Raw genomic sequence first — 25384 nt, 5'->3', positions numbered from 1 at the left:
CTCCGGCGGCGTTGAGATGGGGATGCTTACAAACCTTGCTGCATGTGCTCCAGAAAAGCCTCGATGGTGGCTTCATTGCGCTTGAAAAAGCTCCATTGGCCAACTTTTCTGGTGGAAATCAAGCCGGCCTTTTGCAAGGTGGCCAGGTGCGCCGAGACCGTCGATTGCGACAGCCCCAGCCGGCGGTCGATCAGGCCGGCGCAGACGCCGAAGTCGAGCGGATGGTCTTGTTCGCAAAAATACTGTTCCGGCTCTTTCAGCCACTGCAGGATCTGCCGCCGTACGGGATTGGCCAGCGCCTTGTGGATGGCGTCGATGTCCATGCTGTTTCTCCTGGTCGATGTTCGTCTTCAAACGATATATGTATCGTCTTTTGTGAATTTCAATATCGGTATATTACGATATAAGTAAAAAACGTGCTGGCCAGTGGATTTTTCAGGCAGGGATCAGGCGAAGTGGAGCAGCAGCAGGGCGATGACGGCGGGCACGGTTTGCAGGTAAAGGATGCGCGTCATGACGGTGGCGGCGCCCCACACGCCTGCCACGGCGATGCAGCCCAGGCCGAAGACGGTGAATGCCTGGGCGATGGCCGCGTCCGGATGGAAAAAGCCCAGCGCCAGCGCGGCCACGAGAAAGCCGTTGTAGCAGCCCTGATTCGACATGGCGGGGCGCACGATCTCCGCTTTTTCCTTGCTCAGGCCAAACACCTTGCGTCCGCGCGCATCGAACAGCACGGTTTCCAGCAGCACGATGTAGACGTGCAGCAGCAGGATGAGGGCAGTAAGGATTTGGGCCAGCAGTAGCATCATTTTTCCCGAGAGTGAGTGGATGCCCAATTATGCTTCTATCAGCATATTTTGGGGCAACAGCGGCAGAAAAATGTTCTGGCGGCAAGAGTTTTCACCCAATGGTATACTTTTCCCTTTGCTCCTGTGGGGACGACCCCGCTCGATGTGGGGGCTGCATGGCGGGGACGACCCTGCCGCCTCGGGAGAAATAGATGGCGTGGATCATTCTGGTATTGGCGGGTTTGCTGGAAATCGGCTGGGCCATCGGCCTCAAATATAGCGCCGGCTTTACCCGCCTCGTGCCATCCGTCTTGACGGCGGTGTCCATGCTGGGCAGCGTGGTGATGCTGGGCCTGGCCTTGCGCACCTTGCCGCTGGGCACGGCCTACGCCATCTGGACGGGCATCGGCACCGTGGGCACGGCCATTTTTGGCATCATGGTGCTGGGCGAACCGGCCAGCGCCGCGCGCATCGCCTGCATCGCCCTGATCGTGTCGGGCATCCTGGGCTTAAAACTGCTCAGCCCACAATAAAGGATGCCCGCATGAGTCTCGCCATGACGTATTTCTACCTGGCTATCGCCATCATCGCCGAAGTCATCGCCACCAGCGCCTTGAAGGCGTCTGAAGGCTTCAGCCGCCTGTGGCCCAGCGTCATCACCGTGATCGGCTACAGCATCGCCTTCTGGTGCTTGTCGCTGACCCTGAAGGTCATTCCTACCGGCATCGTCTACGCGATCTGGTCCGGCGTGGGCATCGTGCTCATTTCCGCCGTGGGCTGGTTCTGGTTCAAGCAAAGCCTCGATACGCCGGCCTTGATCGGCCTGGGGCTGATCATTGCCGGCGTGTTGGTCATCAACCTGTTTTCCAAGTCCGTCGGCCACTAATTAAAAGCTGCTGGCCACCCGCGCCAGGTAATACCACTCGGCATTGGCTTGCGCGTTGACGTCCGGGAACAGGATGTAGGCGTCGAATTCGGCCGTCACGGGCGTGCCGTCCGCGCGCACGCCGATCTGCTCGCCCTGTTTTACCTTGTCAAAACTGGACCAGGTCTTGATGAAGCGGTCGTTTGCATGCAGCTTGTCGTGCACGACGACCATGTTCAGCGCTTCCATGTCGGCGTCGGCGATGGGTTCCGGTTGCGGTGCATCAATGAAGCCTAAAAAGGCCAGGGTATTCTTGATGGCGCGGTAGGCGACGTCCGGCGCGGCCGGGTCGGCGTGCTGGCCGCATTCCAGGGTCAGGGCGTAGCCGCCCGTCGAGCGCATGTATTCGGTCGTGCCCACGCCATAGCGCAAGACCAGGCCAACCTGGTCGCTATTGCCCAGGCGGCGCTGCACGCCCTGGCCATACGCATGCAGCCAGCCGTCGACAAAGCGGCGCACGCCCAGGCGGCGCGCCAGCGCGCGTTCCTTGTCTTCATGCTGGAACGGTTGCAGCGGGCCATCGTTGTTGCGCGGCCCCACCATGACGAAGGGCTGGCTGTCGGCATTGAACGAGTGCAAGTCGAGCAGCACGTCGTGCTGGCCCAGCAACGGGCACAGCCAGTTGGCGATGCGGTCTTCGAAATCCTGCGGATTGTCGTTCGGAAACAGATTGCGGTTCAGGTTGCGGTCGCCGCTGCGCACGCCCTTGGCGTAGGCCAGCGGGTTGGTGATGGGCACGAAGGTGACGCTGCCGGCCACGATGGAGAGGGCGCCGCTGTCGAGTTCAGCCATCACGCGGTGGATGCCCTTGGTGCCGCAGGTTTCATTGCCGTGCACGGCGCCCGTGACGATCAGGCGCGGGCCGCTGCCCTGGCCCGTGTAGTTGATGGACTTGAAGTGGAGTGCGCTGCTCATGCTGGACATATCCTATGCTGTTGCGGGAAGGGAAAGCGGGGTCGGCATATTTTAGCGGGATTCGCCGTGCACGCCTGCAAAAATGTGGCCATGTGCACTCTGGCGTGGCATGATCGGCGCCACCGTTGTTTTCCCTTGCCGATTCCATGTCCAGTACGTCCCATCCTTCCCGCCTGTATGGCCTCGACACCTTGCGCGCGCTGGCCATCGTGCTCGTCTTCATGAACCATTATTTGCTGTTCGTCAGCGAGGGCGGGGCGTTTGGTTTCTGGGGAGAAATCGGCTGGGTGGGCGTGGACTTGTTCTTTGCCCTCAGCGGCTATCTGATCGGCAACCAGATCTTTGTCGCCTTGCGCAGCGAGCATGGATTTTCCTTGCCCCGCTTCTATGCGCGGCGCTTCCTGCGTACCTTGCCCAATTTCTATGTCGTGCTGGCCCTGTACTATTTGTGGCCCGCGTTCCGTGGCGACAGCGCGTTATTGCCCCTTTGGAAATTCCTGACGTTTACGCAAAACATCAACCTGACGCCGGGCACGGCGTTTTCCCATGCGTGGTCGCTGTGCGTGGAAGAGCAGTTCTATGTGCTGTTGCCGGCCGTGGCGCTGGCGATCGCCGCCTGCCGCAAGTCCTTGCTGTGGGCGTGGCTGGCCGTGGCCGCCAGCTTGATCGTCGGCATGCTGGTGCGCGCGTATCTGTGGGAGGAGTACGTGCAAGTGCCGCGTGGCGGCCTCGGCTATTACAAGTATATCTATTACGCGTCGTGGTGCCGCTTCGACGAGCTGGTGGCGGGCGTGGCGCTGGCGCTGCTGAAAAACCACCATCCTGCCGCCTGGGTGCGCCTGACCGCCTACGGCAACCGCACCTTGCTGGCGGGAATCGCGGGCACGGCGCTGATGTTTTACGTGTTTCTCACCGATCACTATGGTTATGCGGTGACGGTGTTCGGCTATCCGGCCCTGGCCGCCAGTTTTACCTTGCTGCTGATCGCCGCGCTCAGTCCCGGCAGTGCGCTATATCAACTGCGCGTGCCGGGCGCGGCCAGCCTGGCGTTGTGGTCATATGCGATTTATCTGTTGCACAAGCAACTGTGCATCCTGCTGCGGCCGCTCTTGCAGGAGATGGGGTATGGCGCGGACGGCGCGCCGGCGATACTGATCAGTATCGTCGTCAGTATCTTGACGGGCTGGCTCCTGTATAGATTGGTGGAAACGCCGTTCATGCGTTTGCGGGCGCGTTATGTGCCGGCTAATCATGCGTGACGACTACATATCGATCACATCGAGCCCCCGCGGCGTGCCCACCAGTAACTCCAGGATCGCATGCACGCGCAGGCTCGTGTCTTCCTGTTCCGTGTTGTAGATCAGGGCGCGCAGGCCGGGCACGGCTTCCGCGATGTGGGGACTGGCATAGGCATTGATCAATAACAAGACCAGGTCCGTGGCGCCCGCGCCCGGCTGGCGGCGCAGCCGGTCGTGGATCACGTTCAGCAGCGCGCGCTGCATGCGCGGCGTGGGATTGCTGATGTAGGCGAAGACGCTAGGCGTGTTGGCGATGGCCGCGCACAGACGCCGCTCCATCTCGTCGGGCTTCACGTCGGAAGCGATATCGAAATACGCGGCATTCCAGCGCGTGCGCGCATATGGGTGGTTGGGAGGGAAGGAGTCGGCCGTTTCAAAACCGCAGATGCGGCTCAGGGTTTTCAGCCAGGCTAATATGGTGGAGTTCATGCCCCGATTCTAGCGGCATTCCGCGTGCGCCGGGCCGTCTCTATATAAAGGAGGCTGACGCCCGGGAAGCGGATGAAAAAGAGATTAAAGTTTCCTGTAAAACAGCCCTTGTCATTCTGGGAAAGCCTCTCTATAATGCTGGTCTTCGGGGCGGTTAGTTCAGCTGGTTAGAATACTTGGTCGACATCCAAGGGGTCGGGGATTCGAATTCCTCACCGCCCACCAGAATTTGGCAGTAGATGGTTTTTAAGCTGGCGCAAGCCGCAAGCGGTCATTTGAAATACAATGATCAAAAAAGTTTTACGGGCGGTTAGTTCAGCTGGTTAGAATACTTGGTCGACATCCAAGGGGTCGGGGATTCGAATTCCTCACCGCCCACCAGAATGCAGTTAGAGAGAAAGGGTGAACCGGTTATGACGCCGCGAACTACTACCAGGCTTTGGGAGTGACGCTAGTCGAACGGGTTTCCTTTGTCTCAAGAAAGTGAAAAACGCGGCTAGTCCGCGTTTTTTTGCGTCTGCGTTTTCCTTTCAGTATTTTACCCATCACATTGCAGTTTTACCTGGCGCCAGCGCCGATATGGAGATCAATATGCTTACAATCCGACTTCCCGATGGTTCCGCCCGTCAATTCGACGGCCCGGTCACCGTGGCCCAGGTTGCGGCCAATATTGGTACCGGCCTGGCCAAGGCTGCCCTGGCGGGCAAGGTCGATGGCAAGCTGGTCGATACCTCCTATCTGATCGAGCAAGACGCGGAACTGGCGATCGTCACGGACAAGGACGCCGACGGCCTGGAAGTGATCCGCCACTCGACGGCCCACTTGCTGGCGTATGCCGTCAAGGAATTGTTCCCGGACGCGCAAGTGACCATCGGTCCCGTGATCGACAACGGCTTTTATTATGACTTCGCCTACAAGCGTCCGTTCACGCCGGAAGATCTGGTCGCGATCGAAAAGAAAATGGCGGAACTGGCCAAGAAGGATGAGCAAGTCACGCGCAAGGTTGTCGCGCGCGACGAAGCGATTGAATACTTCAATAGTATCGGCGAAGCCTACAAGGCTGAACTGATCGGCTCGATCCCGGCCGACCAGGAAGTGTCGCTGTATTCCGAAGGCAAGTTCACGGACTTGTGCCGCGGCCCCCACGTGCCATCGACGGGCAAGCTGAAAGTCTTCAAGCTGATGAAGCTGGCCGGCGCCTACTGGCGCGGCGACTCGAAAAACGAGATGCTGCAGCGTATCTATGGCACGGCCTGGGCCAAGAAGGAAGACCAGGAACTGTACCTGCACAATCTGGAAGAGGCGGAGAAGCGCGATCACCGCAAACTGGGCAAGCAGCTCGATTTCTTCCATTTCCAGGAAGAAGCGCCAGGCCTGATCTTCTGGCACCCGAAAGGCTGGTCGATCTGGCAGCAAGTCGAGCAATACATGCGCAATGTGTACCAGGTCAACGGCTACCAGGAAGTCAAGGCGCCGCAAATCCTCGACCGTGGCCTGTGGGAAAAAACCGGTCACTGGGATAATTACCGTGAAAACATGTTCATCACGGAATCGGAAAACCGCGCCTATGCGCTGAAGCCGATGAATTGCCCCGGCCACATCCAGATTTTCAACAATGGCATGCGCAGCTACCGCGACTTGCCATTGCGCTACGGCGAATTCGGTCAATGCCACCGCAACGAGCCGTCCGGCGCCTTGCACGGCATGATGCGCGTGCGCGGCTTTACGCAGGACGATGGCCACATCTTCTGCCTGGAAGAGCAGATCGCCGGCGAAGTGACGGCTTTCCACCAGCAGGCGATGGATGTGTACACGGCGTTCGGCTTTACGAATATCGACGTGAAGCTGGCCTTGCGTCCCGATAACCGCATCGGCACGGAAGAATCGTGGGATTTCGCCGAGGAATCCCTGCGTTCGGCCCTGCGCGCCTGCGGCGTGGAGTGGACGGAGTTGCCAGGCGAGGGCGCGTTCTACGGTCCGAAGATCGAATACCACCTGAAAGACAGCCTGGGCCGCGCATGGCAAGTGGGCACAGTGCAGATCGACCCGTCGATGCCGGGCCGCCTGGGTGCCGAATACGTGGCCGTGGACAACACGCGCCAGGTGCCGATCATGCTGCACCGCGCGATCGTGGGTTCGCTGGAACGTTTCATCGGCATCCTGATCGAACACTATGCGGGCGCCATGCCGTTGTGGTTGTCGCCGGTGCAGGTGTCGGTGTTGAATATTTCCGACGCTCAAGCCGATTATGTACAGGAAGTTACAACAAAACTGCGCAAAGCGGGGCTGCGCGTGCAGGCTGATTTGCGTAACGAGAAAATTACCTATAAAATACGTGAACATTCCGTACAAAAATTGCCTTACATCTTAGTAATTGGCGACAAAGAGCGGGATGCGAATACAGTGGCCGTGCGGGCGCGGGGCAATGTCGATCTGGGCGTCATGTCCGTCGATGCCCTGATTGAGCGACTCAAACATGAAGTCGACACCAAGGCCTGACGAGGAAACTCGCTGCACGACCGTCTTACAAGATTTTTAAAGGAAATTACAATAGCTACTGACAAGTCACATCGCATCAATGGCGAAATCACTGCCCCTGAAATGCGTTTAAGCGGGGTCGATAACGAGCCACTCGGTATCGTAAGTTTGGCTGAAGCCTTCCGCCTGGCGGAAGAGGCAAACGTCGACTTGGTGGAAATTGCGCCTACCGCGCAGCCACCGGTGTGCCGTTTGATGGACTACGGCAAATTTAAGTATTCGGAGCAGAAGAAAGCTCACGAAGCCAAATTGAAGCAAAAGATCATCCTCGTGAAGGAAGTTAAATTCCGTCCGGGGACTGATGATGGTGACTACAATATCAAGTTGCGTAATCTCATCAAGTTCCTTGAAGACGGCGATAAAACCAAGATCACCTTGCGTTTCCGCGGTCGCGAGATGGCGCACCAGGATATTGGCTTCCGCATGCTGGAACGTCTGAAAGCCGATCTGGAGCCGTACGGCCAGGTCGAGCAGTTCCCGAAGATGGAAGGCCGCCAAATGATCATGGTTCTTTCGCCTAAGAAGAAGAAGTAAGCTACAATAGCGTTTTACGGCACCTGGCAAAACCGTAGCGAGCGGAAGGAAGTTGTGGTTGAGAAGCGCAACTGTACGAAGGTACAGTGAGCATCGCAAGCCGCAGATTTCGACGCGTAGTAGATTTTGATAGGTGCCTTACTGTGGATCGACGTGGTTTGTGCCAGCATTGGTGCGACACCGGATTCCAGGCAGAATTTGCGCGGCCCGCTCAGCAATGTGCGGGCCGCGTGAACTGTAGCGGACTCGCATCCGCTGCACAACATGTGAAAGCAGGCATCTAAGCGCAGCGTCGTGTTGCCACCTGCAATCCTGTTATAAATGGAGCTGTCCGTAAGAGGACAGATTGCTATGCCTAAAATGAAGACCAAAAGCTCCGCGAAAAAACGTTTTCGCGTGCGTCCAGGTGGAACAGTCAAGTCGGGTCACGCGTTCAAACGCCACATCCTGACCAAGAAAACCACCAAAAACAAACGTCAGTTGCGCGGTACCCGTAACATCAACGCATCGGATGTCACATCCGTCATGCGCATGATGCCGACTGCTTAATCTCACACTCAATTTAAGGAGTTACTATGCCTAGAGTAAAACGTGGGGTTACAGCTCGTGCCCGTCATAAGAAGATTCTTGTTCAAGCTAAAGGCTACCGTGGTCGCCGCAGCCGTGTATACCGTGTTGCCAAGCAAGCAGTTATGCGCGCTGGCCAATACGCTTACCGCGATCGCCGCAACAAGAAGCGCGTTTTCCGCCGCCTGTGGATCGCCCGTATCAACGCCGCTTCCCGTGAGCATGGCGTAACGTACAGCGTATTCATGAACGGCTTGAAAAAAGCAAATATCGAACTGGACCGTAAAGTCCTGGCCGATATGGCTGTGATGGACAAGCCAGCATTCGCTGCGATTGTCAACGCAGTGAAAGCAAAAATCGCTGCGTAAGCATCGGTCATTGCACAACGTCATCCGTAGGGTGACGTTATAAAGAGCGGGGCAGGGGTGTGAACCTTATGCCCCGTTTCCGTTTTTGATTGTTGGGTTCTAGATTACTAAATCCAGGATTGATTTCCAAAACAGGAAAAGCCGCATGAACTCCCTAGAAGAACTCGTCGTCTCGGCCCAGGCTGACTTTATCGCCGCCGCAGACGCTGCCGCACTTGAAAACGCCAAAGCCCGCTACCTGGGCAAGACTGGCCAGATTACTGAAATGATGAAGGGCCTGGGCAAACTGGACCCGGACGCGCGCAAGGCGCAGGGCGCCCTGATCAACGCCGTCAAAGTGCAGATCGAGGACGCGCTGACGGCGCGCCGTGATGCGCTGGCTGATGCCCAAATGCAAGGCCGTCTGAACGCCGAAGCGATCGACGTGACCCTGCCAGGCCGTGGCCGCATGCCCGGCGGCATCCATCCCGTCATGCGCACGTGGGAGCGGGTCGAGGAAATCTTCCGTTCGATCGGCTTCGACGTGGCCGACGGCCCCGAAATCGAGAACGACTGGACCAACTTCACGGCGCTGAACAGCCCGGAAAACCATCCGGCCCGTTCCATGCAGGATACCTTCTACATCGACGGCAACGACACCGATGGCAAGCCCTTGCTGCTGCGCACGCACACGAGCCCGATGCAGGTGCGCTATGCGCGCACGCACACGCCGCCGATCAAGGTCATCGCGCCGGGCCGCACCTACCGCGTCGACAGCGACGCCACCCATTCGCCGATGTTCCACCAGGTCGAAGGCCTGTGGATCGCCGAAGACATCAGCTTTGCCGACCTGAAGGGCGTCTACCTGAACTTCGTCAAGGCCTTCTTCGAGACGGACGACTTGCAAGTGCGCTTCCGTCCGTCGTACTTCCCGTTTACGGAACCGTCGGCCGAGATCGACATCGCCTTCGGTTCGGGTCCGCTGAAAGGCCGCTGGCTGGAAGTGTCGGGCGCCGGCCAGGTGCATCCGAGCGTGGTGAAGAACTTTGGCCTCGATCCCGAGAAATTCATCGGTTTTGCTTTCGGCTCCGGCCTGGAACGCTTGACGATGCTGCGCTATGGCATCAACGACCTGCGTCTGTTTTACGAGGGTGATTTGCGCTTCCTCAAGCAGTTTAACTAAGGCGTTTCATTATTCCATGTCACTCGATGCGCTGGAGCGTGCCCTTGCATGCTCGCGCATTGAACATTTGAAAGCTTGATTATGCAATTTTCCGAAAACTGGCTCCGTACCATGGTCGATCCGAAGATGACTTCGGACGAACTGGCCCATCTGCTGACCATGTCCGGTCTCGAAGTCGAGGACGTCGATCCCGTCGCCCCGCCGTTCTCGAACGTGGTGGTGGGCCTGGTCCTGGAGATGGAAAAACATCCGAACGCGGACCGCCTGAACGTGTGCCAGGTCGACGTCGGCACGGGCACCATGCTCAACATCGTCTGCGGCGCGCCGAACGTGCGCCCGGGCTTGAAAGTCGTCTGCGCGATGGCCGGCGCCGTATTGCCGCCCGGCGCCGATGGCAAGCCGTTTGAAATCAAGGTGGGCCAGCTGCGCGGCGTCGAGTCGCAAGGCATGCTGTGCTCCGCGCGCGAATTGAAATTGTCGGAAGAAAACGCCGGCTTGATGGAATTGCCGGACGACGCGCCGATCGGCCAGAATTTCCGCGATTACTTTGCGCTCAACGACTTGAAATTCACCATCAAGTTGACGCCGAACAAGGCGGACTGCCTGTCCGTGCTGGGCGTGGCGCGCGAAGTGTCGGCTCTGACCGGCGTACCGCTGAATGCGCCGCAGTTCCGCACCGTGCCGGTTTCCAGCGATGAAATCCTGCCCGTGAAAATCAGCGCGCCGGACCTGTGCGGCCGTTTCACGGGCCGCGTCATCCGTGGCTTGAATGCCAAGGCTGCCACGCCGGACTGGATGAAGCAGCGCCTCGAGCGCAGCGGCCAGCGTCCGCTGTCGGCCCTTGTCGATATTTCCAACTATGTCATGCTGGAACTGGGCCGTCCCAGCCACGTGTTCGACCTGGCAAAGATCCATGGCAGCCTCGACGTGCGTTGGGGCAAGGCGGGCGAATCCGTCAAGCTGTTGAATGGCAACACCATCGCCGTCGACGAGTGGCTCGGCGTCATTGCCGATGAGCAGGAAATCGAATCGCTGGCCGGCATCATGGGCGGCGACGCCAGCTCGGTGTCGGACGATACGGACAGCATCTACCTGGAAGCGGCATTCTGGTGGCCGAACGCCATTCAAGGCCGCGCCCGCCGTTTGAATTTCTCGACCGATGCGGCGCACCGCTTCGAGCGCGGCGTCGATTTCGCCACCACCGTCGAGCACATCGAGCGCATCACGGCCCTGATCGTGGAAATCTGCGGCACGCCAGCCACCACCGTCGGCCCCGTCGACGACCACGTGGTGAACTTGCCGCAACGCCAGCCCGTGTCGATGCGCACGGCGCGCGCGCAAAAAGTCATCGGCGTGCCGCTCAATGATGAGCTGATCGCCGATATCTTCACGCGCCTGGCCCTGCCATTCACCCTGGCCGACGGCGTGTTTTCCGTGACGTCGCCCAGCTACCGTTTCGACATCGAGATCGAGGAAGACTTGATCGAGGAAGTGGCGCGCGTGTACGGCTTTGAAAACATCCCGACCTTGCCGCCCGTGGCCGCGAACGTGATGCAGATTGCACCAGAAAATACCCGCTCCTTGTTTGCGGTACGTCATGTGCTGGCCGACCTGGGCTTCCAGGAAGTGGTTAACATGAGCTTTGTCGATACGGCTTGGGAGCGCGATTTCTCGGGCAACACGAATCCGATCAAATTGCAGAACCCGATCGCCAGCCAGATGAGCGTGATGCGTTCCTCGCTGATCGGCAGCCTGATCGCCAACGTGCGCTACAACCTGAACCGCAAGACCAACCGCGTGCGCATCTTCGAAGTGGGCGCCATCTACCAGCGCGACGACAGCGTGGAAAACGGCCCCCTGTCGGTGGCCGGCTACGCCCAGCCGAAGCGCGTGGCGGCCATGGCCTACGGCGCGGTGGCGGACGAGCAATGGGGCCAGCCGTCCCGCACGGTCGATTTCTTCGACGTGAAGGCGGACCTGGAAGCGCTGTTCGCGCCGCTGGTCTTGCGTTTCAGCAAGGCGGAACACCCGGCCCTGCATCCGGGCCGCTCGGCGAATGTGGAACTCGACGGCAAGGTCATCGGTTTCATCGGCGAATTGCACCCGCGCTGGATGCAAAAGTACGACTTGCCGCTGGCGCCCGTGCTGTTCGAAGTCGACGCCGCCGCCCTGACGCAGCGCGTCGTGCCCGCGTACCAGGAAATCTCGAAATTCCCTGGCGCCAGCCGCGACCTGGCCGTGGTCGTCAAGCAATCGGTGGCAGTGCAGGATCTGCTCGACAGCTTCCATGCCGCCGCCAAGGCAAGCCCGGCAGCGCGTATCGTGCAAGCCATTGTTTTATTTGATGAATATCGTGGAAAAGGGCTGGAAACGGATGAAAAAAGCCTTGCTTTCCGGATTAGCTTGCAAGATACTCAAAACACCCTGCAAGACGATGTCGTCGATGGCCTGATGGCTGTCCTGATCGATGCCGCCAAGCAGGGACACGACGCGAAACTGCGTTCGTAATTACCGGACTGGCCGTCGCTTTTTGCGTGACGGCCTTTCCGTCGTCAACCGTAGACGAGCTTGCCATGTGGCGGGCTCGGGCGCACAGAAAAGGCAGGGCAGGAAAATTAATAACAGCGACGTTGATTCCGCCGTACTGCAGTCCGCACTGGCCGCAGATTTACATCGGGCCATGCTGGTTGCCAAAGTGCGCCAGGAAGCGGAAAAAGATTTACCCACCTTGACCAAGGCGGAGCTGGCCGAACTGTTGTTCGAGCAAGTGGGCCTGAACAAGCGCGAAGCGAAGGATATGGTCGAGACCTTTTTCGACGAGATCCGCAATGCGCTCGAGCGGGGCGAAGCCGTCAAATTGTCGGGTTTCGGCAATTTCCAGTTGCGCGACAAGCCGCAGCGGCCGGGCCGCAATCCGAAGACGGGTGAAGAGATTCCCATCACGGCGCGCCGTGTCGTGACCTTTCATGCCAGCCAGAAGCTGAAAAGCATGGTCGAAGAGACCAGTCCGCTGGCACGTGCTGCCTGAGTGAGTGGCGATGAACGAGCGCATCAGTAAAACCGAGTTGATCGCCTTGCCGCCCATTCCGGCGAAACGCTATTTCACGATCGGCGAGGTGAGCGAGTTGTGCGGCGTCAAACCGCACGTATTGCGCTACTGGGAGCAGGAGTTTTCCCAGCTCAAGCCGGTCAAACGACGTGGCAACCGCCGCTATTATCAGCACCATGAAGTGCTGCTGATACGCCGCATCCGCGAATTGCTGTATGAACAGGGCTTTACCATCAGCGGCGCGCGCAACAAGCTCGACAGCCGTGGTGCATCGCATGTCATCGCCGATGAGTTGCCAGTGCTGCCGGCCGTGCCCGTCGTGCCGCAGGAAGCGCCGCTGGACCGCGTGTGGATACGCAATGAATTAATTGCGATTTTAAACTTGCTAAAATAAGATTTGTACCAATATAGGTCGGGTTGTCCGATACCGCTTGACTATACTGCATGGTACAAGCCCTGGCGCTGCCGGTATCGTACGGCACGCCATGTTTTGAATATAATGTTAATGTTGCGTTTTTGTTAGTGACGCTAGGCCGGAGCAGCGTTCAGGTTCCGGTAGTCTTTCCCAGGCCAGGAAAATTTAAGGGGAAACAATGATACGCGTTGCCATTTGTGATGATCACCAAATAGTACGAGCTGGGATTCAAACAGATTTTTTCGTCGTCAAGCGATTTCAGTGTGGTGGCGGAAGCCGGTACGGGGCGCGAAGCGCTCGATATCGCCCGCCGCGAAATTTGTGATGTCTTGCTGCTCGATATCGCCATGCCCGATCAGAGCGGCATCGATACCTTGCGCACGATCCGCCAGGGCCAGCCGGAATTGCCCGTGCTGATCCTCAGCGGCTATCCTGCGCAGCAATACGCGCTGAACCTGTTCAAGATGGGCGCGAATGGCTATCTGAACAAGGAATGCGAAGCGGACGAGCTGATGACGGCCGTGCGCACCGTGTTCCAGGGACGCCGCTACGTCAGCTCCACCGTGGGCGAATTGCTGGCGCAGTCGTTCGACCGCGATACGAATGCCGCACTGCACACGGAATTGTCGGACCGCGAATTCCAGGTCTTCCTGCGCCTGGCGCGCGGCGCCACCGTGTCCGATATCGGCGTGGCCTTGTCGCTGAGCATCAAGACGGTGAGTACTTACCGTACGCGCATCATGGAAAAAATGGGCTTGCAATCCAACAGCGACTTGACCTATTACGCAATGAAAAACAATTTGCTTGACTAGCGTTGCGGTGCGATCATGGAAACATGATCGCTCAGCCAGCTGGCCAGCACGACTTGTGCAGTGCAGCAGTCTGTGGCGAGGACTATAATTGGCCGGCGCCGGCGTCTTCTCCCGCGCCGAACCTTGCTAAGGATGCACATCAGGATGTATTTCACCGCTGAACCGGCCCCGAATCACCGCCTGCCCCTGTACAAGACGATCCTGTGCGTCACTTGCGCCTTGCTGCTTGTACTCAATGGTTTCAGTCTCTTCCATAACCTGCAGTCGCTGAAGGGCACGAACGCCTTGCTCAGCCAGAGCGCCCGCGTGGCTGACCGCCTGCAGTACTTGAATGTGCTCGTGCTCGATGCGGAAAGCAGCTTGCGCGGCTATTTCATTTCCGGCTCCGAAACCTATCTGGGACCGTCGAAGACGGCATCCACGGAAATCGAAAACGAATTCAACGAGCTGCAAACCTTGCTTGCAGGCAGTCCCACCCAGCTGAAGAACCTGGGCCAATTAAAGAGCTTGATCCGTCGCAAGATGTCGATGCTGCAACAGTCTATCGATGTCTACAAGCAGGGCGGGCTGGCTGAAATCGTCAACATTTCCCGTGTCACCGATGACCGCGCCACCATGGACGAGATCCGCCTGCAGGTGGTGATCATGACGCGCGAGCAGAACGAGGCGCTGTCGACCGGCAGCGCCGCCTTTTACCATGAGTACCAGAAAGCCGTGCTGCTCGGCATCGGCATCAATGCCTTGGCCATCCTCGTGCTGATCATGTTTTACCAGCTGGTGCGGCGCAGCTTCCAGAACCGCGCGGCCGTCGAGTATGCATTGCAGAATGCCAATGACACCCTGGAATCGACGGTCAGCAAGCGTACCGAGCAGTTATCCGTACTGTCGCGCCATTTGATCAGCGTCAATGAAGTGGAAAAGGCGCGCCTGGCACGCGAACTGCACGATGAGCTGGGCGCCAACTTGACCTCGATCAGCATGGACCTGGGTGCCGTCACGCAGCAACTGGCACATACGCAGCCGGAACTGGCCGCGCAATTGCGCCGCGCCAAGGCCACCTTGCTGGAAACGGTGGAACTGAAGCGCCGCATCGTCGAAGACCTGCGCCCGAGCCTGCTGGACAATTTGGGTTTGTGCGCCGCCATCGAAAGCTATTGCGAGGATTTTGCGCGCATGAGCTCGGTTCGCTGCGAAACGGACGTGGCCATCAATATCGACAACCGCGAAGCGACCTTGACGATCGCCCTGTTCCGTATCGTGCAGGAATCGCTGACGAATATCCTCAAATATGCACGGGCCGGCATGGTCAGCGTGACCTTGAAGCGCAACGAGCACGGCCTCGTGCTGCGCGTCATCGACGACGGCATCGGCATCACGGACGATGCGCTGCAAAAACCCATGTCGCACGGTTTGCTGGGCATGCGCGAGCGGGCCTTGCTGCTGGGCGGCACGCTCACGGTGCGCCACGGGCCGGAAGGCAAGGGGACGTGCGTGGAAGCCGTGATTCCGCTGCCGCTGACGCCGGAGCCGGAAGACATCGATGCGGATGCCGAGGCGTAATTTTCCTTGAGACAAAAAAAGGCCGGGCATGCAGCCCGGCCATTTTTTATTTATCTTGCCTGATCAGCAGCGTGAAACGTCGCGCAGCAAGCGGTCATATTCCGTCTTGGCAACTTTATAGCACTCGCCCGCATAGCATTCCAGGCCGGCGCGGTCCAGCACCGTGATATTGCCGCGGCGGTAATGAATCAAGCCTTCTTCCTGCAGCTTGCCGGCGGCGGCCGTGATGCTTTCGCGGCGCACGCCCAGCATGATGGAGATCAGCTCTTGCGTCACTTTCAATTCGTTCGATGGCGAACGGTCCAGGCGGTCCAGCAGCCAGCGGCACAGCTTTTGCTCGATCGAGCTGTGGCGGCCGCCGACGGCGTTCTGCGCCATTTGCGCAAACAGGGCGTTGGTGTAGCGCATCAGCAGCTGGGGCAGGGCGCCGCCCTGGTTGAAGGCATCGCGCAGGCTCTGCGTTTTGAGGCGGTAGCCGTAGCCGGCGCTTTGCACGACAGCCGTGCACATGGCGCGCTCGCCAGCCAGCAGCGAGGCACCGGCCACGCCTTCATGGCCGACGACGGCGATTTCCGTCGTGGCGCCGTCTTCCATGACATACAGCAGGGAAATGATGGCGGTGGTGGGGAAATAGCTGTATTCCAGGTTATTGCCGTAGGCATACAGTTCCTTGCCGAAAGGCAGTTCCACCAGTTCCAGGTCTTCGAACAGCGATTCGAGCGCGGCGCGCGGCAGGGCGGCCAGCAATTCATTCTGTTGGGCACTGCTGAGGCTGACCCGCGACGCAAGCTTGATTTCCCGTCCGGCCGCCGGCATGGCGCGCGGCAGCAACTGGCTTTTCTGGACCGGGGTGCTAAGTTGAGTATGGTTCATGGTATTTCCTCACAGGCTTTTTACATCGGAGTGCGATTGCCGCGTTGCAGGTCAAAGAAGCGGCTGTCTCCATTTGGTGACAGCGTTTTTTTCGACCGCGCGGTGCAGATCGCGATGTAGCTACTTTAAAAGCTTATGTAAGTGGCGAACATAAGATTAGCAGTCGCCACTTTGTAGTCTCATTTGAGGCGAAATTGTAGTCCTTGTCCTACGTGCACACTTTTGACTAGCTAGCCTTGCGCCGTTCTGCGCGATTTTGTGATATGACGCGCGGCTTGTTGGCGCTCCACAGGCCGGCCGGACGCACGCTGGGCAAGCCGCCGCGCACGGTCGCCGCGGGTGCCTGGCGCGTGGCTGGCGCCTCGTGTTCGCCCAGGCGGAAGCGGCTGACGGCCTGCGTCAGCGCCTCGCCTTCCTGGTGCAGGCGCTGCGAACCGGCGCGCGCCTCGTCGACCAGGCCCGCGTTCTGGCGCGTCATGTCGTCGATCTGCGCCAGCGCCTGGTTGATGCGGGCGATCTCGCCATTCTGCTCGGCACCGGCGCTGCTGATGCGTCCGATCACCACGGCAACTTGCTGCACGGCATCGACGACTTGCCGCATGGTGCTGCCGGCGGCATTGACCAGGTCGCCGCCCGCATCCACGGTGGCGACGGAATCGCCGATCAGGCGCTTGATTTCCAGCGCCGCCTCGTTCGAGCGCTGCGCCAGGCTGCGCACCTCGGCCGCCACGACGGCAAAGCCGCGCCCTTGTTCGCCCGCGCGCGCCGCTTCCACGGCCGCGTTCAGGGCCAGGATATTCGTCTGGAAGGCGATGCCGTTGATGACGCCGATGATGTCGACGATCTTGTGCGAGCTGGCCTTGATCGAGGCCATGGTCTCGACCACGGCGCCCACGGTGTGCCCGCCGCGCAGGGCCACGTCGGCCGCCGTCGCCACCAAGGTGCGTCCCTGTCCTACGTGGGCTTCGTTGCGGCCCACGGTGGCCGTCAGCTCGCGCATCGAGTCCACGGTGGCCCCCAGCGCGTCCGCTTGCGTGGCCGTGTGGCCGGACAGGGCCGCGTTGCCCTGGGCGATATCGGCGCCGGCGGCGGCGATGACGGCCGCGCCGCCGCGGATTTCCTGCACCAGCGTGGCCAGGCCGTGCGTCATGGCGCCGAAGTCGCGCACCAGGTCGCCGATTTCATCGTGCGCCTGCGAGGTGATGCGCTGCGACAGGTCGCCCGCCGCCGCCGCGCCGACGGCCACGCGCAATTGCGTCACGTCGCGCGCGAAGGCGGCATAAAAGCCCGCGCACAGGTAGGCGGCGGCCAGCAGCACCAGCAGCATGGCGGCCAGGATCAGGCCGCGGCGCGCCTCGTCGCGGGCGATGCGCTGCGCCAGCAGGCTGTCCAGGGCCGTCGCGGAGGCGCCGGACAGCGCGTGCAGGGCGTCGATCGCCTGCATGCCGGCCGCGTGGAATTGCGCGCCTGACGTCTGGTCGTAGGAATTCGTCACTTCGTTCTTCGTGCGTTCGAGGAAGGCGAGAGCTGCCGGCACGGCTTTCAGGGCCGGCTGCAGACTGGCGCGCAATGCCGGCTTGGCGGCGAGGATTTCGTCGTAGCGGGCCGGCAGGCGTTCCAGTTCGTGGCGCGCGATCAGGGCGTTGGCGTTGACGAGCTGGTCTTCATTCGCTTCGAACAGGCCCGTGTCGATGTAGGCGGCGCCGCGCCCGCCGATGTCGGACAGGCTCTCGGCCAGGTCGGGCAGGGTGGCGGTAAATACGGCGCTCAGGTGGTTGGCGCCCGCGTCCGGGTCCAGGCTCAGGTGCGAGCGGTCGGCCACCAGCTGGCCCAGCTTGGCCGCCTGGCGCAGCAGCGCCGTATGCGCTGCATAGCTGTCGCGCGCCGCGAGGCCCGCCTGGCGGCCCAGCAGCGCTTGCCACTGCTTCGTCAGCTCGGCCGCCTGCGGCAGGCCGGCGCCGGCCGGCAGGCGCGCCAGGGGCCGCCAGCGCGGCCGTGATGCGCGCATTGACGGCCGTATTGTCCATGCCCGCCTTGCCGCTCAGGCGCAAGTGCTCGAGGCCGCGCCGCTGCTGCAGCAGGCGCGTGCCTTCCTGCAGCTGGCGCACATAGGCCACGCCCCGCTGCGCATCCTGCGCCTGGGCCAGCGATTTGCCCAGTTCCGAGATCAGCAGGGTAGTCGCCAGCGCCAGCGGCAGCAGGAAGACCAGGCAGACAAGCATGAATTTGGGCAGCAGGCGCAAGCGCTGCATGAGTCGGACGGCGGGGGTGAGGAGCATTTTCATCGGGTTTCCAGGGTAGGGTGACAACATTTCTGCAGTGCAATGTTGCCTGCGGATTGTGACCCCTTGATGAACTGCGCGGCTGCTTGGCCAATTCGCTCAGCCGATTTTGCCGTTCGCCAGAGTGAAGCAGTTCACACGGAAGGCCGATCCTTCTGTAAAATCGAGGGTTTTTTGCGAGGGCCATATTATGGTCACCACCAATATGGCCAACGAGAACGACATCAACACCCCCGATTCCACCGACAGCGCGGACAATGCCGCGGCGCCAGCCAGCAGCAAGGCGCCGGCCGTGATCGCGCGCGAAGTGCAGCGCCGCCGCACCTTCGGCATCATTTCCCACCCGGATGCGGGTAAAACCACGCTGACGGAAAAACTGCTGCTGTTCTCGGGCGCGATCCAGATGGCCGGTACCGTCAAGGCGCGTAAATCGGGCCGCCACGCGACGTCGGACTGGATGGAGATCGAGAAGCAGCGCGGCATTTCCGTCGCTTCCTCGGTGATGCAGTTCGAATTCCGCGACCACGTCGTCAACCTGCTCGACACCCCGGGCCACCAGGACTTCTCGGAAGATACCTACCGCGTGCTGACGGCCGTCGACTCGGCGCTGATGGTGATCGATGCGGCCAAGGGCGTGGAAGCGCAGACGATCAAGCTGCTGGCCGTCTGCCGCATGCGCAATACGCCCATCGTCACGTTCATGAACAAGATGGACCGCGAGACGCGCGATCCGCTGGACCTGCTCGACGAGCTGGAATCGGTGCTGAAGATCCAGTGCGCGCCCGTCACCTGGCCTATCGGCATGGGCAAGAACTTCCGCGGCGTGTACCACCTGCTGAACGACGAGATCATGCTGTTCAAGGCGGGCGAGGAAAAGGCCGACGGCGCCTTCGAAATCATCAAGGGCATCGACAACCCGCGCCTGCAGGAGATGTTCCCGCTGGAGATGGATCAATTGCGCATGGAAGTCGAATTGGTGCACGGCGCCTCGAACCCGTTCAACCTGGAGGAATTCCTCTCCGGCGTGCAGACGCCCGTGTTCTTCGGTTCTGCCATCAACAACTTCGGCGTGCGCGAGATTCTCTCCGCGCTGGTCGACTGGGCGCCGGCGCCGCGCCCGCGCGACGCGACCGTGCGTTCCGTCGATCCGACCGAGCAGCCATTCACCGGTTTCGTCTTCAAGATCCAGGCGAATATGGACCCGGCCCACCGCGACCGCATCGCCTTCCTGCGCGTGTGCTCGGGACGTTTCGAGCGCGGCATGAAGGTCAAGCACTTGCGCCTGGGGCGCGAGATCAAGGTGTCGAACGTGGTGACCTTCATGGCTTCCTCGCGCGAACAGGTGGAAGAAGCGTACGCTGGCGACATCATCGGCTTGCCGAACCATGGCAACATGCAGATCGGCGACAGTTTTTCCGAAGGCGAGATGCTGACGTTTACGGGCATTCCGTACTTCGCGCCCGACTTCTTCCGCTCAGTGCGCATCCGTAATCCCTTGAAAATCAAGCAGTTGCACAAGGGCTTGCAGCAGCTGGGCGAAGAGGGCGCGGTACAGGTCTTCAAGCCGGTGCAGGGCGGCGAACTGGTACTGGGCGCCGTCGGCGTGCTGCAGTTCGAAGTGGTGGCCAGCCGTTTGCTCAACGAATACGGCGTCGACGCCGTGTTCGAAGGCACCAGCATCAGCAGCGCGCGCTGGGTCAGCTGCGACGACAAGCGCATCCTGCAGGATTTCGAAAACGCGCTGGGCCACAACGTGGCCTACGATGCGGCCGGCAACATGGCCTATTTGGCCACGTCGGGCGTCAACCTGCGCCTGACGGAAGAGCGCTGGCCGAAGCTGACGTTCCACGCGACGCGCGAGCATTCGGCCAAGCTGGCTTGATGAATATCAAGTAGGTGCCAGGGGCAGAACCAGCGGTTCTGCCCTTTTTTTACGCCGGCAGGATCGTGCGCGTGCTCCAGTCGCGCCGCTCCAGCAGCAATGCCGTCAGCTGCGCCGCTGTCATCGGGCGCGCAAAGAAGAAACCCTGCACGTTGTCGCAGCCGGCCGTTCTCAAAAACTCCACCTGCTGCAGCGTTTCCACGCCTTCGGCCACCACTTTCAGGTGCAGGCTGTGCGCCATGGCGATGATGGCCGTGACGATGGCTTCGCCCTCGCCGGGCAGGTCGTGCACGAAGCTGCGGTCGATCTTTAACTGGGTCGATCGGCAGGCGTTTTAAATACGACATCGACGAATAGCCGGTGCCGAAATCGTCGATCGACAGGTGGATGCCCGTTTCCTGCAGGCGCCGCATCAGTTCCACGTTGGCGTGGACGTTGTCCATCAGGACCCCTTCCGTGATTTCCAGCTCCAGCAAGCCATGCGGCAGCTGCGTTTCATGCAGGATGGCGCGGATATCGTCCATCAGTCCCGGGTCGCGCGCCTGGCAGGCCGACAGGTTGACGGCCACGTGTTCCAGCGAATCGAGCAGGCCCGCCTTGCACCAGCTGGCAGCCTGGCGGCAGGCGCTTTGCAGCACCCAGCGTCCCAGGTCGACGATGATGCCGCTTTCCTCGGCCACGGGGATGAATTCGGCGGGACTGAGCTGGCCCATTTCGCGGCAGTTCCAGCGTATCAGCGCTTCCACGCCGACGATGCGCCCGCTGCGCAGGTCGATCTGCGGCTGGTAGTGCAGATACAGTTCCTCGTTCTGCAGCGCGCGGCGCAGGTTCGCTTCCATGCGCAGGCGGCGCTGGGCGCGCAGCTCCATTTCAGCCTTGAAGACGGCGTAGCGGTTCTTGCCCTGGTGCTTGGCGTGGTACATGGCCGTATCGGCATTGCGCGTCAGGGTGGCCACGTCCTGCGCATCGAACGGATACAGGCTCACGCCGATGCTGGCGCTGACATACAGCTGGTGGCCTTCGAGGTCGAACGGCGCGGCCAGCACGGCGAGGATCTTGCGTGCCACGCTGGCCATTTCCGAAGCGTCGTCGGCCGGTTCGACGATGACGACGAATTCATCGCCGCCGATGCGGCAGATGATGTCGGTGCCGCGCAGGATGGCCACCAGGCGTTCGGAAACGAGCTTGAGCAGCTGGTCGCCGCAGTGGTGGCCCAGCGTGTCGTTGACGACCTTGAAGTTGTCCAGGTCCAGCAGCAGCAGGCCCACGCTGCTGTCCTGGCGGTCGGCGCGCGCCAGCGCATAGGCCAGGGCGTCGTTGAATTCATGGCGGTTCGGCAGCTGCGTGACGGGATCGACGTGGGCCAGGTAGTGCAAATGGTTTTCCGCATGCTGGGCGGCGGTGCGCGTGCGGCGCACCATCAGGAACGTCAGGCCGAACGCGCACAGGCAGACCAGCAGGGTGAAGGCGGCAAATTGCCCCAGGCTGGCGTACAGCGGCGCCAGGCTGGCGCGCAGGTATAGCGCGCCGCCGCCGGGCAAGGCCTTCAGGATGGCGGCGCTGCCGTCCAGATAATCGGTGTGCATGCCGCTGCGCGGCGCCGCGGGCACTGCATCGCTGCTGCTGCGCGCATAGCGGACAATCGGCGTGCCATAGGCGTTGTAGAGCAGTGCTTGCCGCAGGTGCGGGGCAGCGGGGAGGGAAGCGAGAAGTTGCTGCGCTGGCAGACGATTGTCCTGGCGCAAGGCCTGGGTGGCGGCGGGCGCCAGCATGTCGGCCTGGATGCGCAAATCGCGCTGGAAAGATGCCTGGAGGGAAAACAACTGGAAGAGGATCAGCAGCATGCTGGCCATGGCCAGCATGGCCGCCGCAGCCAGCAAGTTCAGCCGGGCTATCCGGTCGCCGCGCAACTGCACGGAAGGCAGCATCAAGGGCGCCATCATGACGCTGTCTCCTTCCGGCCCCGCTTGCCGCCGCCCCGTGTGATCCCGCCTCGCCCTGCCATACTTTACGTTCCAGTCTGATGAAAACCGAAGTGAGCCGGAACTCTCAACGTGTTGCTAAGTGTTGCTAAGGCCGACATATTGTCATTTTGCCGCGTGAAAGTACAGGGCGCGCGGCAATTTAATGTCCATGCCACACGCCGGTGGCGGCAATGAAGGCGACAAGATCAGCGGAAAAGGCGGGGCATGTCTTTCTAATAATAATGCAAGCTGAATTTTAATCCTTTTTTTGGCGGCAGGTTTTTTCCCCTAAAAACATGCTACCGGTAAACAAAATGTCATGAAGAATAACTTGAGTACCCCCGGCCATCCCGGCGCGGATTAACTTTTTCTCCGTATGGTCCATTGCAAGTCATTGATTTTAATAAATTTTAATGAAGAATGCGAGAACGCTATGGCCTTGCTCCGCGAGTTCGTCCATAATCCGCTGATGATGGACGTTCTGATGCTGTTTATTTTGTCTGCCGCGGCCAAGCAAGCTGCCGCCAGCAAAACCGGACGTCGCCCTAATGATCAATAGTGAGGATATCTTGGAAAAAAAACCAAAAATTATTTTGTCGTCACAGGACCTGGAACGACTGGAAGCGTTGTTGTATGCCTTGGGCAATAACTTGTCGCCGGACAAGGCCGCCTTGCTCGATGAGCTGGGCCGTGCCGAAGTGCTCGAGCCGCAGGAGATTCCCCCCACCGTCGTGACGATGAATTCCACCGTGCGCTTCACGGTGGAAAACAAGGAGGAATTCTGCCTGACGCTCGTGTATCCGAAGGATGTGGAAGGCCAGGCCGACCGCATTTCCGTGCTGGCGCCCGTCGGCAGCGCGCTGCTGGGCCTGTCCGTGGGCGACAGCATCGCCTGGCCCATGCCGGGCGGCGTGGTAAAGGTGAAGATCGAGGAAATCGTCTACCAGCCCGAGCGGGCCGGCGAATACCACCGCTGAGCGCGGCAAGCAGTAACGGCGGACGGCGCCTGCCGTTCGCCTGCCAGGCCGTGTTTCCAATAGTCAACTATTGCGTTGCACGCGCACCACCAGCCATCCCGCCACGACGGTAAATGTGACGATGATGGCGACGATGATCCAGAAGCCCTGCGGGTGCTGGGCCAGCGGAATTCCCCCCACATTCATGCCCAGCATGCCGGCGATGATATTGATCGGCAAGGCCAGCACGGTGACGATGGTCAGCACGAACAGGCTGCGGCTGTTTTCCTCGTTGACGCTGGCGGCGATCTCTTCCTGCAGCAGCTTGATGCGTTCCTGCAGCGAGGACATATCGCTGAGCACCACGGAAAATTCCTCCGTCGACTGGCGCAATTCCAGGCTGTCCAGCTCCGACACCCACGAAGGCGGGCGTTGCAGCAGGCGGAACAGGGCTGCCGGCTCCGGCGCCAGCAGGCGCTGCAGCCGCACCAGCACGCGCCGCATGCCGCCCAGGTCTGCGCGTTTCGGTACCAGGCGTCCTGCCAGCAAGTGGTCCTCGATATCGTCGACCCGCGCCACGGCATCGCGCACGATGTTGACCAGCACGTCGGCCTGGTCGCGCAGCAGGTGGATCAGCAGTTCCACCGACGAGCGGATCGGCTCGTGGTTCTTGATGACGGCCTGGCGCAGGCGCTCGATCGACTGCAGCGGGGCGCGGCGCGCCGTGATGACGAGGTTTTGCGCCACGCTGGCCCACATGGTGGAAATGTCGGACGCCTCGAACGAGAAATTGTGCACCACATCGTTGACCACGGCGATCAGAGTGTTTTCCGCCTGTTCGATGCGCGTCGAGCGCGAGCCCTGGTGCAGGGTTTCATAGAATTCGTCGGCCAGTTGCGTGTGCGTCATCAGCCATTTTTCGCTGGCCGCATGCGACAAATTGAAATGCAGCCAGACGAATTCCTGCGCCGGCCGCGCCGCGCCATCGGCCAGCCAGGCCAGTGCGGCCGTCGAGTCGAGCGCCAGCGGCGGCCCGTCGCGGCCAAACAGGAAGCCCCAGACCAGGCCCGAGGTGTCCGAGCCGTAGGTAAAACCGGCAGTTTCCATCGCCATCGTGAATCTTTCTCGCGCAGTGTGATTGTTCGTCGCGCGATTTTAATGGACGGATATGTCGGGAGAATGACAAGGCCACCGCGATGGGTGGCCTTGGCGGGGACTACAGTCGAGTATTAATTGCGATGGGGATTATCGGGCCGGCGGTCGTCGCGGTTCGGTATGCCGTCGCCGTCACGGTCGTGGCGGTTGCCATTGTCGCGGTCATAGCGGTTGGGAATGCCGTCGCGGTCGCGGTCGCCGTTCGGGCCGCGTGGCGACCAGCGGCCTTGCTCCATCTGCCAGCGGCCGTCGCGCTGGTTCCAGGCGGGCGGCGCATACACGTAGCCGGGGCGTTCGGCGATCCACACGCCTGGCGTCCAGGCGTAGCGCTGGCTGCGCCATTCCCAGTGGCCGGGCGCCCAGATGTAGCCGTGGCGGGCGCGCGGGATGGCTTCGCGGCGTGGCGGCGGCGGGGCGATGCGGATCTCGTCATAGCGCACGGGCTGCACCTGTGTGGCGACCCAGCCGCCACGGTCCAGGCGCCAGCGGTTGTTCTCTTGTATCCAGGCGGCGCGGCGGTACTGGTTGCCACCCCGTTCGCGCAGCCATTCGCCATTGTTCCAGACATGGCGCTGGCCATCCCAGTTCCAGTAGCCGGGCGCCCAGACATAGCCGGCGCGCGGCGCGGGCACGCTTTCAAACCGTGGCGGAGGCGGGGCGTTGCCGACGACAATGCTGACGCCGAGCTGATTCTGTGCCATGGCCTGCGCGGGCAGGAAGGCCGCGGTGCTGATGGCAAGCATGGCTGCTGCGTAGAGTGCGATGGGTTTCATGATGTGCTCCATTTCGGTGATTGCGTGAAATGGACTATAGGCGCTTGCCGGCGATTTTTCGCCTTTGATTCAACTTATTACAATTGACACAATGCTGTGTGTCCGTGTATCCGTGGCGGATACAAATGGCGGCCTGGCG

General features: G+C 60.7%; 25 protein-coding genes, 2 tRNA genes and 1 pseudogene. 19 read left to right on the top strand and 9 right to left on the bottom strand.

Features of this window, described 5'->3' with window-relative positions:
* Window positions 1-26: 26 nt before the first annotated feature.
* Together ACQVLG_RS27135 and ACQVLG_RS27130 are read right to left on the bottom strand one after the other, a co-directional pair.
* A complete protein-coding gene (locus tag ACQVLG_RS27135) occupies window positions 27-323 on the bottom strand; it encodes an ArsR/SmtB family transcription factor (RefSeq protein ID WP_230539332.1) in 297 nt (98 codons plus the stop codon).
* A gap of 123 nt (window positions 324-446) precedes the next feature.
* Window positions 447-809: a DUF1304 domain-containing protein gene (locus ACQVLG_RS27130; protein WP_474291848.1), complete on the bottom strand. Its 363-nt coding sequence runs from the start codon at window positions 807-809 to the stop codon at window positions 447-449.
* 191 nt (window positions 810-1000) lie between these two features.
* Between ACQVLG_RS27130 and sugE the strand changes: the two genes are divergently transcribed.
* Window positions 1001-1321, top strand: coding sequence for a quaternary ammonium compound efflux SMR transporter SugE (gene sugE, locus ACQVLG_RS27125; RefSeq protein WP_070217981.1), 321 nt, complete (start codon window positions 1001-1003; stop codon window positions 1319-1321).
* A gap of 23 nt (window positions 1322-1344) precedes the next feature.
* A complete protein-coding gene (locus ACQVLG_RS27120) occupies window positions 1345-1674 on the top strand; it encodes an SMR family transporter (protein ID WP_070280339.1) in 330 nt (109 codons plus the stop codon).
* Here ACQVLG_RS27120 and ACQVLG_RS27115 read toward each other — a convergent pair whose 3' ends face one another.
* Entirely contained in the window at window positions 1675-2637 is a 963-nt protein-coding gene (locus tag ACQVLG_RS27115; protein ID WP_442908046.1) for a M14 family metallopeptidase, read from the bottom strand.
* 137 nt (window positions 2638-2774) lie between these two features.
* Between ACQVLG_RS27115 and ACQVLG_RS27110 the strand changes: the two genes are divergently transcribed.
* Window positions 2775-3887 (top strand): acyltransferase family protein, encoded by a 1113-nt coding sequence (locus ACQVLG_RS27110; protein ID WP_474291847.1) that lies wholly within the window; start codon window positions 2775-2777, stop codon window positions 3885-3887.
* Between the two features lie 3 nt (window positions 3888-3890).
* Here the strand turns inward: ACQVLG_RS27110 and ACQVLG_RS27105 are convergent, their stop codons facing one another.
* A complete protein-coding gene (locus tag ACQVLG_RS27105) occupies window positions 3891-4355 on the bottom strand; it encodes a hypothetical protein (RefSeq protein WP_474291846.1) in 465 nt (154 codons plus the stop codon).
* Window positions 4356-4503: 148 nt separating this feature from the next.
* Here ACQVLG_RS27105 and ACQVLG_RS27100 point away from each other — a divergent pair.
* The 12 genes and pseudogenes from ACQVLG_RS27100 to ACQVLG_RS27045 all read left to right on the top strand — a co-directional run bounded on the left by ACQVLG_RS27100 (window position 4504) and on the right by ACQVLG_RS27045 (window position 15360).
* Window positions 4504-4580, top strand: a tRNA-Val gene (locus ACQVLG_RS27100).
* A 79-nt stretch (window positions 4581-4659) separates the two neighbouring features.
* Window positions 4660-4736: transfer RNA gene (locus ACQVLG_RS27095), tRNA-Val, on the top strand.
* Between the two features lie 210 nt (window positions 4737-4946).
* Complete coding sequence (gene thrS, locus ACQVLG_RS27090; RefSeq protein ID WP_230539337.1) at window positions 4947-6854, top strand: threonine--tRNA ligase; 1908 nt, start codon at window positions 4947-4949, stop codon at window positions 6852-6854.
* 12 nt (window positions 6855-6866) lie between these two features.
* Window positions 6867-7427 (top strand): translation initiation factor IF-3, encoded by a 561-nt coding sequence (gene infC / locus ACQVLG_RS27085; protein ID WP_205711303.1) that lies wholly within the window; start codon window positions 6867-6869, stop codon window positions 7425-7427.
* 351 nt (window positions 7428-7778) lie between these two features.
* Window positions 7779-7976 (top strand): 50S ribosomal protein L35, encoded by a 198-nt coding sequence (gene rpmI / locus ACQVLG_RS27080; protein ID WP_038493025.1) that lies wholly within the window; start codon window positions 7779-7781, stop codon window positions 7974-7976.
* A 26-nt stretch (window positions 7977-8002) separates the two neighbouring features.
* Complete coding sequence (gene rplT / locus ACQVLG_RS27075; protein WP_010399214.1) at window positions 8003-8362, top strand: 50S ribosomal protein L20; 360 nt, start codon at window positions 8003-8005, stop codon at window positions 8360-8362.
* 145 nt (window positions 8363-8507) lie between these two features.
* Window positions 8508-9524 (top strand): phenylalanine--tRNA ligase subunit alpha, encoded by a 1017-nt coding sequence (pheS, locus tag ACQVLG_RS27070; RefSeq protein ID WP_010399212.1) that lies wholly within the window; start codon window positions 8508-8510, stop codon window positions 9522-9524.
* An 81-nt stretch (window positions 9525-9605) separates the two neighbouring features.
* Entirely contained in the window at window positions 9606-12032 is a 2427-nt protein-coding gene (gene pheT, locus ACQVLG_RS27065; protein ID WP_474291845.1) for a phenylalanine--tRNA ligase subunit beta, read from the top strand.
* 172 nt (window positions 12033-12204) lie between these two features.
* Entirely contained in the window at window positions 12205-12552 is a 348-nt protein-coding gene (locus ACQVLG_RS27060; RefSeq protein WP_010399205.1) for an integration host factor subunit alpha, read from the top strand.
* Between the two features lie 10 nt (window positions 12553-12562).
* Entirely contained in the window at window positions 12563-12967 is a 405-nt protein-coding gene (locus ACQVLG_RS27055) for a MerR family transcriptional regulator (protein WP_230539340.1), read from the top strand.
* A gap of 199 nt (window positions 12968-13166) precedes the next feature.
* Window positions 13167-13800 (top strand): annotated as a pseudogene (locus ACQVLG_RS27050) (response regulator).
* 144 nt (window positions 13801-13944) lie between these two features.
* Window positions 13945-15360: a sensor histidine kinase gene (locus tag ACQVLG_RS27045; protein WP_474291844.1), complete on the top strand. Its 1416-nt coding sequence runs from the start codon at window positions 13945-13947 to the stop codon at window positions 15358-15360.
* Between the two features lie 63 nt (window positions 15361-15423).
* Here ACQVLG_RS27045 and ACQVLG_RS27040 read toward each other — a convergent pair whose 3' ends face one another.
* Window positions 15424-16233 carry a Crp/Fnr family transcriptional regulator gene (locus tag ACQVLG_RS27040; RefSeq protein WP_230539342.1) on the bottom strand — a complete coding sequence of 270 codons (810 nt, stop codon included), beginning with the start codon at window positions 16231-16233 and terminating at the stop codon, window positions 15424-15426.
* Window positions 16234-16459: 226 nt separating this feature from the next.
* Window positions 16460-18241 carry a methyl-accepting chemotaxis protein gene (locus ACQVLG_RS27035; RefSeq protein ID WP_474291843.1) on the bottom strand — a complete coding sequence of 594 codons (1782 nt, stop codon included), beginning with the start codon at window positions 18239-18241 and terminating at the stop codon, window positions 16460-16462.
* 43 nt (window positions 18242-18284) lie between these two features.
* On the opposite strand from ACQVLG_RS27035, the gene ACQVLG_RS27030 reads away from it, so the two are divergent.
* Window positions 18285-18539, top strand: coding sequence for a hypothetical protein (locus tag ACQVLG_RS27030; protein ID WP_474291842.1), 255 nt, complete (start codon window positions 18285-18287; stop codon window positions 18537-18539).
* Between the two features lie 181 nt (window positions 18540-18720).
* Entirely contained in the window at window positions 18721-20397 is a 1677-nt protein-coding gene (locus ACQVLG_RS27025; protein WP_230539635.1) for a peptide chain release factor 3, read from the top strand.
* Here the strand turns inward: ACQVLG_RS27025 and ACQVLG_RS27020 are convergent.
* Entirely contained in the window at window positions 20298-22340 is a 2043-nt protein-coding gene (locus ACQVLG_RS27020; protein ID WP_474291840.1) for a putative bifunctional diguanylate cyclase/phosphodiesterase, read from the bottom strand. The two genes, ACQVLG_RS27025 and ACQVLG_RS27020, sit on opposite strands and share 100 nt — an antisense overlap.
* A 454-nt stretch (window positions 22341-22794) precedes the next feature.
* On the opposite strand from ACQVLG_RS27020, the gene ACQVLG_RS27015 reads away from it, so the two are divergent.
* Together ACQVLG_RS27015 and rnk are read left to right on the top strand one after the other, a co-directional pair.
* Window positions 22795-22920 (top strand): hypothetical protein, encoded by a 126-nt coding sequence (locus tag ACQVLG_RS27015; RefSeq protein WP_474291839.1) that lies wholly within the window; start codon window positions 22795-22797, stop codon window positions 22918-22920.
* Window positions 22921-22930: 10 nt separating this feature from the next.
* Window positions 22931-23338: a nucleoside diphosphate kinase regulator gene (gene rnk, locus ACQVLG_RS27010; RefSeq protein ID WP_162835757.1), complete on the top strand. Its 408-nt coding sequence runs from the start codon at window positions 22931-22933 to the stop codon at window positions 23336-23338.
* A gap of 63 nt (window positions 23339-23401) precedes the next feature.
* Here the strand turns inward: rnk and ACQVLG_RS27005 are convergent, their stop codons facing one another.
* Together ACQVLG_RS27005 and ACQVLG_RS27000 are read right to left on the bottom strand one after the other, a co-directional pair.
* The gene (locus ACQVLG_RS27005; protein ID WP_474291838.1) at window positions 23402-24430 is read right to left on the bottom strand and encodes a transporter; all 1029 of its coding nucleotides are present in this window, start codon (window positions 24428-24430) and stop codon (window positions 23402-23404) included.
* Between the two features lie 116 nt (window positions 24431-24546).
* A complete protein-coding gene (locus ACQVLG_RS27000; RefSeq protein WP_474291837.1) occupies window positions 24547-25245 on the bottom strand; it encodes a YXWGXW repeat-containing protein in 699 nt (232 codons plus the stop codon).
* Window positions 25246-25384: the final 139 nt, after the last annotated feature.

Source organism: Janthinobacterium sp. TPC_1, assembly GCF_056037845.1.
The sequence above is the reverse complement of the archived record's forward strand: the minus strand, read 5'-3'. Positions and strand labels throughout refer to the sequence as shown.